The organism is Vibrio hepatarius (assembly GCF_001274785.1).
Taxonomy (GTDB): domain Bacteria; phylum Pseudomonadota; class Gammaproteobacteria; order Enterobacterales; family Vibrionaceae; genus Vibrio; species Vibrio hepatarius.
Map to the genome: position 1 here is coordinate 22,702 of NZ_LHPI01000024.1, position 6,398 is coordinate 29,099.

Annotated in this window: 6 protein-coding genes and 1 riboswitch; of the genes, 4 read left to right on the forward strand and 2 right to left on the reverse strand. The window is 44.4% G+C overall.

The genetic code is table 11. The features are described from left to right. Positions 1-202 precede the first annotated feature (202 nt). Positions 203-604 carry a VOC family protein gene (locus AKJ31_RS19455; RefSeq protein WP_053410697.1) on the forward strand — a complete coding sequence of 134 codons (402 nt, stop codon included), beginning with the start codon at positions 203-205 and terminating at the stop codon, positions 602-604. 72 nt (positions 605-676) lie between these two features. On the opposite strand, the gene trmA is transcribed toward AKJ31_RS19455, so the two are convergent. Further along, positions 677-1,786: a tRNA (uridine(54)-C5)-methyltransferase TrmA gene (gene trmA, locus AKJ31_RS19460; RefSeq protein WP_053410698.1), complete on the reverse strand. Its 1,110-nt coding sequence runs from the start codon at positions 1,784-1,786 to the stop codon at positions 677-679. 167 nt (positions 1,787-1,953) lie between these two features. Then, positions 1,954-2,150: riboswitch (cobalamin riboswitch) on the forward strand. Positions 2,151-2,205: 55 nt separating this feature from the next. On the opposite strand from trmA, the gene AKJ31_RS19465 reads away from it, so the two are divergent. The 3 genes from AKJ31_RS19465 to murI are packed head-to-tail and all read left to right on the forward strand — an operon-like array spanning position 2,206 to position 5,590. Beyond that, positions 2,206-4,038: a TonB-dependent receptor domain-containing protein gene (locus tag AKJ31_RS19465; RefSeq protein ID WP_053410699.1), complete on the forward strand. Its 1,833-nt coding sequence runs from the start codon at positions 2,206-2,208 to the stop codon at positions 4,036-4,038. Between the two features lie 43 nt (positions 4,039-4,081). Further along, on the forward strand, positions 4,082-4,762 hold the full coding sequence (locus AKJ31_RS19470; RefSeq protein WP_053410700.1) for a Dph6-related ATP pyrophosphatase: 681 nt from the start codon (positions 4,082-4,084) through the stop codon (positions 4,760-4,762). A 36-nt stretch (positions 4,763-4,798) separates the two neighbouring features. Beyond that, the gene (gene murI / locus AKJ31_RS19475) at positions 4,799-5,590 is read left to right on the forward strand and encodes a glutamate racemase (RefSeq protein ID WP_053410701.1); all 792 of its coding nucleotides are present in this window, start codon (positions 4,799-4,801) and stop codon (positions 5,588-5,590) included. On the opposite strand, the gene AKJ31_RS19480 is transcribed toward murI, so the two are convergent. Next, positions 5,556-6,005, reverse strand: coding sequence for an RNA recognition motif domain-containing protein (locus AKJ31_RS19480; protein ID WP_053410702.1), 450 nt, complete (start codon positions 6,003-6,005; stop codon positions 5,556-5,558). The genes murI and AKJ31_RS19480 overlap by 35 nt on opposite strands. Positions 6,006-6,398 lie beyond the last annotated feature (393 nt).

Here is a 6,398-nt window from a genome sequence, read left to right on the forward strand (position 1 = left end):
TAAGGTAGGGAGATTTCACGCTAACGTTGGCCGTTTTGAAAGCTAAAATGAAGATACCAGAAATCACCATGAATGAAAGAAATGCTGTGGTTTAGAGGCTAAGATCAAGAAATGCCTCAATTATTTGCTCAAATCTTGCTGATTTCTAAAGTCAGCCACGGGCTATACTGTTGACAGAGTGGGGTAATGGATAGGAGGAAAAATGATAGTTGTGCAGTCGATTGACCACGTAGTATTGAGAACGACCGACCTCAGCGCCATGCTGCATTTTTATCAGCGGGTACTCGGGTGCCCGATTGAAAGAACATTGCCAGATTTAGGTTTAACTCAGTTAAGAGCGGGTGAGTCGATCATTGATTTGGTGGTGGTCGATAGCGAGTTAGGACAACTTGGTGGTAAAGCTCCACAACAAGACGGGCGTAATCTCGACCACTTTTGCCTACAAATTGCGGCGTTTGATGAACAAGAGTTGGTGGATTACTTAAACCAGTACGACATTGAAGTAACGGAATTTGCCGAGCGCTACGGCGCACAAGGTTTTGGACGTTCCGCCTATATCGAAGACCCCGAAGGTAACGTGGTGGAACTGAAACCACGAATGTGAAGTGGCAGTTTTCACCACGCAATAAAAAAGCGCTCACTGCGAGCGCTTTAACAATTCAATTCGAAGCATGGATTACGCTTTGCGTTCCAGCATTACACCTGCTTCCATGTGGTGGGTGTACGGGAACTGGTCAAATAGCGCAAAGCGAGTCACGTTATGAGTTTCGCACAGTACGTCTAGGTTCTCTTTTAGTGTCTCTGGGTTACAGGAGATGTAAAGAATACGCTCATAACCTTGAACCATTTTACACGTATCGATATCCATACCCGCGCGTGGAGGATCGACAAAAATCGTATTGCAGTTGTAGCTCTTCAAATCTACGCCCGCATCTTTTAGACGGCGGAACTCGCGCTTGCCTTCAATCGCTTGGGTAAATTCTTCAGCGGACAGACGCAGGATCTGTACGTTATCGATCTTGTTCGCCGCAATATTATATTGCGCCGACTCTACTGACGGCTTTGCCAGTTCTGTCGCGAGGACGCGGTCAAAGTTTTGTGCCAGTGCCAAAGAGAAGTTACCGTTACCACAGTAAAGCTCTAGCAAGTCGCCTTTGCTGTCTTGAGTGCAGTCAACCGCCCATTCCAGCATTTTTTCCGCCACTTTGCCGTTGGGTTGAGTGAAACTGTTTTCTACTTGTTGGTAGATGTATGACTGGCCGTGAACATCGAGCTTTTCGATCACATAGTCACGGTCTAGAACAATCTTCATCTTACGCGCACGGCCAATGATGTTGAGGTTAAACCCTTCGTCATTCAGGCGCTGCTTTAGTGCTTTAGCGTTTTCAGTCCACTCTTCATCCAACTGACGATGGTAAAGTAGCGACACTAAGATCTCACCGCTCAGCGTTGACAGAAAATCGACTTGGAACAGTTTGCGACGCAGCGATTCATTATCTTTCATCGCATCGACAAGCAGTGGCATTAAATCGTTGATTAAACGGCTAGCCGCAGGAAACTGGTCTACACGGTATTTTTCACGCGTTTCTTGATTAAACATGATGTAGTAAAGGTCTTCACCTTCATGCCAAACACGAAACTCTGCACGCATACGGTAATGCTGCTCTGGAGATTCAAACACTTCCAACTCTGGCACATTGTACTGAGTGAACATCTCGTTAAGACGCTCGACTTTCTCTGCCAGTTGTTCTTGGTAGCGTTGTGGATTTACATCAAGAGTCGCCATGATTATTACCTTTGGGTTATTGCTTGTGCGTAGCGCGTTTTATTTAAGAGCGCAGATTTTATTCAATCCCCGCCTGATGTCCAGTCTTGCATGGAATTCACCCTGTTACTCGCTGTAAAAACGATAGCTTATAACAATCTAAACTAGACAAACTATCAATAGCTTAATAGTATCTGCCACAAGCTGGTGCTATCTAGAAGTATAGATGGCTGAAAAGGGAATCCGGTGTGAATCCGGAACTGACGCGCAGCGGTAAAAGAGAACAAACGCCCATTTGACACTGCATTTCGGAAAAATGCGGGAAGTCGGGTTAGTAGGTTAACAGCTCTTGAGTCCGAATACCTGCCAGCAACCGAGTATTAATCACTGGAAGCTCTCGCTTCAAACTCGGTAGGATTTACGCGATTTAGGACAACAAAATGAACCGATCTATTTTAGCGATTGCCGTGGCGTCGCTGCTCCCTTCTACCTATTCTTTAGCCCAAGAAGTTTCTGTTGATGAAACTGTTGTGGTAACTGCTAACCGTTTTGAGCAAAGCCAGCAGTCCGTACTAGCGTCGACCAGTGTTATTACTCGTGAAGACATTGAAGTTAGTCAGGCAACAACAGCGTTGGACCTTCTAAAGACACTTCCTGGGGTCACTATCAACTCTCAAGGCAGTAAAGGTAATGTCACGGGGATCTATATCCGTGGTACTGCTAGCAAACATACGTTAGTTATTGTTGACGGTGTTCGTATTAATTCTCCAACCGCAGGTGAGGCCTCTATTGGTCTGATCCCTGCCTTTGCAATTGAGAAAATCGAAGTTATTCGCGGCCCTCGAGCAGCAGTATACGGCTCTGATGCAATGGGAGGTGTGATCAGTATTTCGACAACGGGCGCAGCGAATACTCATGAGTTGTTATTAGGTTATGGTGACCAAGGTCAGAATCAACAAGGCTGGAAGTCGAGTGGACAACTATCTGAAGCGACCAAAGGTTCGTTTATATTTAACCGTGAACAAAGTGATGGCTATCGTATTTATGATGGAGCACCAAAAGATGAAACCCATGGTTATGATAGCCAAACCGTATTCGGTAACTTAGAACATCAGCTAACAGAAAATTGGAGCCTGGCTTTTGCGGGTTATAGTAGAGACTCTGAAGTTGAGTATGCCGATCAATATGTTGTTGATGGGCCAAGCAAGCAAACGGACGGTGAGTTTTATAGCTTAACTGGTAAGGTTCGATACTGGCGAGATGAGTTTGCTTCTGAACTACAAGTCGGCAGTAGCAAGGATCATAGTGAAGATGGTGATGCCGCAGGAAAAATAGCAAAGTCGACGCTAACCGGAGAGCGCCAGTCAGTAACTTGGCTGAATACTTACACAGGTCTTAATAATATTGTTTTGAATGCAGGCCTTGATTACTCCAAAGAAGAAGCAAAACGTGGTGGTACTAATACTCAGGATTATGATAAGTCGGATAAAAATAACCGTGCAGCGTTTCTAACCGCATTAGGTGAATTTGGTGACTTAACCGCTGAAGCAAGTGTACGTCGTGATGATGACAGCGTGTTTGGTGGTTACAACACATGGAATGTTGCTGTTGGGTATTTTCTATTTGACCAATTTCAGTTAGTTGCTTCTTCGGGAACAGCATTTAATGCGCCGACATTTAATGATTTGTACTGGCCTCAAAGTGGAAATCCTGATTTGGATCCAGAAGAGTCACGTTCAACTGAAGTCGGTGTGTATGGGTACCATGACTTGTTTGACTGGAGTTTAGTGGCGTACCGTTCTAAGTTCGACAATTTGATTGCATGGGCACCAAACAGCTCTGGACAGTGGGTGCCCCAGAATGTCAATAAAGCTGAGATGAAAGGTATCGAGCTAGCTGTTGATTTCTCCACAGGACCTATTGACCACAAACTGGGTGCTGAGTGGTTGGATGCAGTAGATGAGGAAACCAAAGAAGATCTTATCCGTCGTCCGGAGCATAAGTTCAGTTGGAGCCCTACAATCAGTGTAGACAAAGTTGATGCTTCTTTGACTGTTTTGCATACAGGTGAGCGACCTGAATCGAATGGTGAATACTTGCCGTCCTATACAACGGTTGATTTAGGCTTAGGTGTTAGAGCAACAGAGCAACTAAAGCTAGGGCTAAGAGTTAACAACCTTCTTGATGAAGAGTACCAAACTGCAGCTAGCGGCACTCTTGACTACATAGGTGCTGAACGCAATTTACTAGCAACATTAAACTACCAATTCTAATCACCTAAAACCGCCTTCGGGCGGTTTTACTTTTCTAAAGACTATGAAAAAGAACGTCATTATTAGTTGGTCGAGTGGCAAAGACTCGACACTTACCCTCGAAAGGCTATTAGAAAGCGACGAGTATCATGTCGTAGGGCTTTACACGACCTTTGTTAAAGATGAAGTGCCATTTCAAGCGACGCCGATTAAGGTTTTGGAACTTCAAGCGCAATTACTTGGGCTTCCACTCATCAAAATCGAGCTGCCTGCTGTCTTTCCTAGTAACGAGGTGTACCAATCTTCGATCGTGAAGGCACTCAAACAAAGTGGCTTGAAGATTGATGCTGTTGCATTCGGCGATATGTTTTGCAACGGTATCGCAGACTACCGTCGTAGTTACATCGAACCTGCAGGTTGGGAGTGTGTTTTTCCGTTAATGGGACAAGATAGCCAAGTGTTAGCGCAAGAAATCATTCGACGTGTTATCAAAACGCTAGTGGTAACCGTGGATGGCAACGCATTAACTCAAGACTACTGCGGTCGTTGGTATGATCAAGCATTCATCGACAGCCTGCCAAAATCGGTAGACCCGTGTGGAGAAAATGGTGAATTTCATACCTTAGTGACGCAAACTGCCAGCTTCAAAGGTTCGATTGAATTACAACTTACTGATATAGAACAAGGAGAACGCTTCTCTTATCAACGTTACACCGCGAAGATATTGCCAAAGCCCGTGTTCTGAGTATGATTGCCACATCGAGTTAAGTGGGTTTTTCAAGTGTCACAAACAGCTAACGTTCTAATTTTCGATTCTGGTGTAGGTGGTCTATCTGTCTATAAAGAGATAGTCGCCAAGCTTCCACAGCTCAATTACACCTATATTTTCGATAATGAAGCGTACCCGTACGGTGAGCTTGACCATGACACACTGATCCGTCGAGTAGAAGCGATCATCACACGCCTAGTTGCACAGCATCAAATCGATATCGTTGTCATTGCTTGCAATACTGCCAGCACTATCGTCTTACCGACACTTAGAGCCAACCTTACCATTCCAGTAGTGGGCGTGGTGCCAGCTATCAAGCCGGCCTCGAACCTGGCGAATAAAGCGTTGGGGTTAATCGCGACCCCTGCGACTATCACGCGTGAATACACTCATGACCTCGTACGTAGCTTTTCTCAAAGTAAACCGGTAGAGATGTTGGGCTCGACACGCCTCGTCGATATGGCGGAAGAAAAGCTTCGAGGCAATGCAATCGACATATCAGAACTAAGTGAAGTATTAAAACCCGTTGCTCATCATATTGATGTCGCAGTGTTGGGTTGTACTCATTTCCCGCTAATTAAAGAAGAGATTCAAAGTGTACTCGGTGAAGAGGTGATCTTAATCGACTCTGGGGAGGCCATTGCTCGTCGAGTGCAAGGGTTACTTGGAATAGAAGAGAAGACAGCTGAGTTGGGGAAAAGAGAAATCTTCGCAACGGCTCCCCCTTGGGAAGAGGGAGCATTGAATAAAGCACTTAACGAATTAGGTTTTAGTCCTGTTCAGTATTTTCCTCTGACGATTTAGGGTCGTTTGCAATACGAACCTTCAATGTCCTCTGCATATACTCATGCTCATTGAGAGCATCAATTGCCGCTTTCGCATCGGCGGCTGCCACTACCACAAAACCAAACCCTCTTCTTTTACCAGTACGTTTGTCTTTCATTAGTCGGACGGCAAAGACTTCGCCGTGTTGAGAAAATAGCTCCTTAACGTTCGACTCATTAGCTTTATATGGAAGGTTACCAACATATAAAGTCTTAGTAGATTGGTCCGCTGGTTGATCTTCAATTGAGGTGGTGTTCGAAAATTGGATAACTAAAGCGCAAGTAAAAACACCAATAATAAAAGTAATAGCTGGATGGATTAGAACCTGAGAGAAAAGGATCCCGCCTATTACCGCTAAGGCGATAACCATAAAGGTCGATTTATTCGAATTCATATTGGAATACAACTTTTTAGTTCGCAAAAAGGTAACGTCTACCTGTTAACAAAATAGACACAGAGATATTACGTATATGGTTGTTGTTTTTCCAACGCATTGATGTGACATGACTCAAATGTTGAAATTTTATTCTATTTTCAGCGTTTTGATTTCTTTTTGACCAAACGGAAAATAAATTCAAAAAAAGGCTTGTCTTACTTTGAGACCTCCCTATAATGCCGCCTCACCGACACGGAGTGAGACGAAAGTCACAACTCGAATCGGTAGAGAGAAAAAAGAAAGTTGAAAAAACTTCTTGACTCTCAAAACGGGAAGCGTAAGATACGCACCCCTAACGACACGGCATTCAATGCTGGGTAAGTTAGAAAAAGCTCTTTAAAAATATAGACC

Bases quoted from the DNA above. Each gene is read 5' to 3' on its own strand.
- trmA (WP_053410698.1), bottom strand. From the start codon at position 1,786: ATGGCGACTCTTGATGTAAATCCACAACGCTACCAAGAACAACTGGCA.
- AKJ31_RS19470 (WP_053410700.1), top strand. From the start codon at position 4,082: ATGAAAAAGAACGTCATTATTAGTTGGTCGAGTGGCAAAGACTCGACA.
- AKJ31_RS19455 (WP_053410697.1), top strand. From the start codon at position 203: ATGATAGTTGTGCAGTCGATTGACCACGTAGTATTGAGAACGACCGAC.
- AKJ31_RS19465 (WP_053410699.1), top strand. From the start codon at position 2,206: ATGAACCGATCTATTTTAGCGATTGCCGTGGCGTCGCTGCTCCCTTCT.
- AKJ31_RS19480 (WP_053410702.1), bottom strand. From the start codon at position 6,005: ATGAATTCGAATAAATCGACCTTTATGGTTATCGCCTTAGCGGTAATA.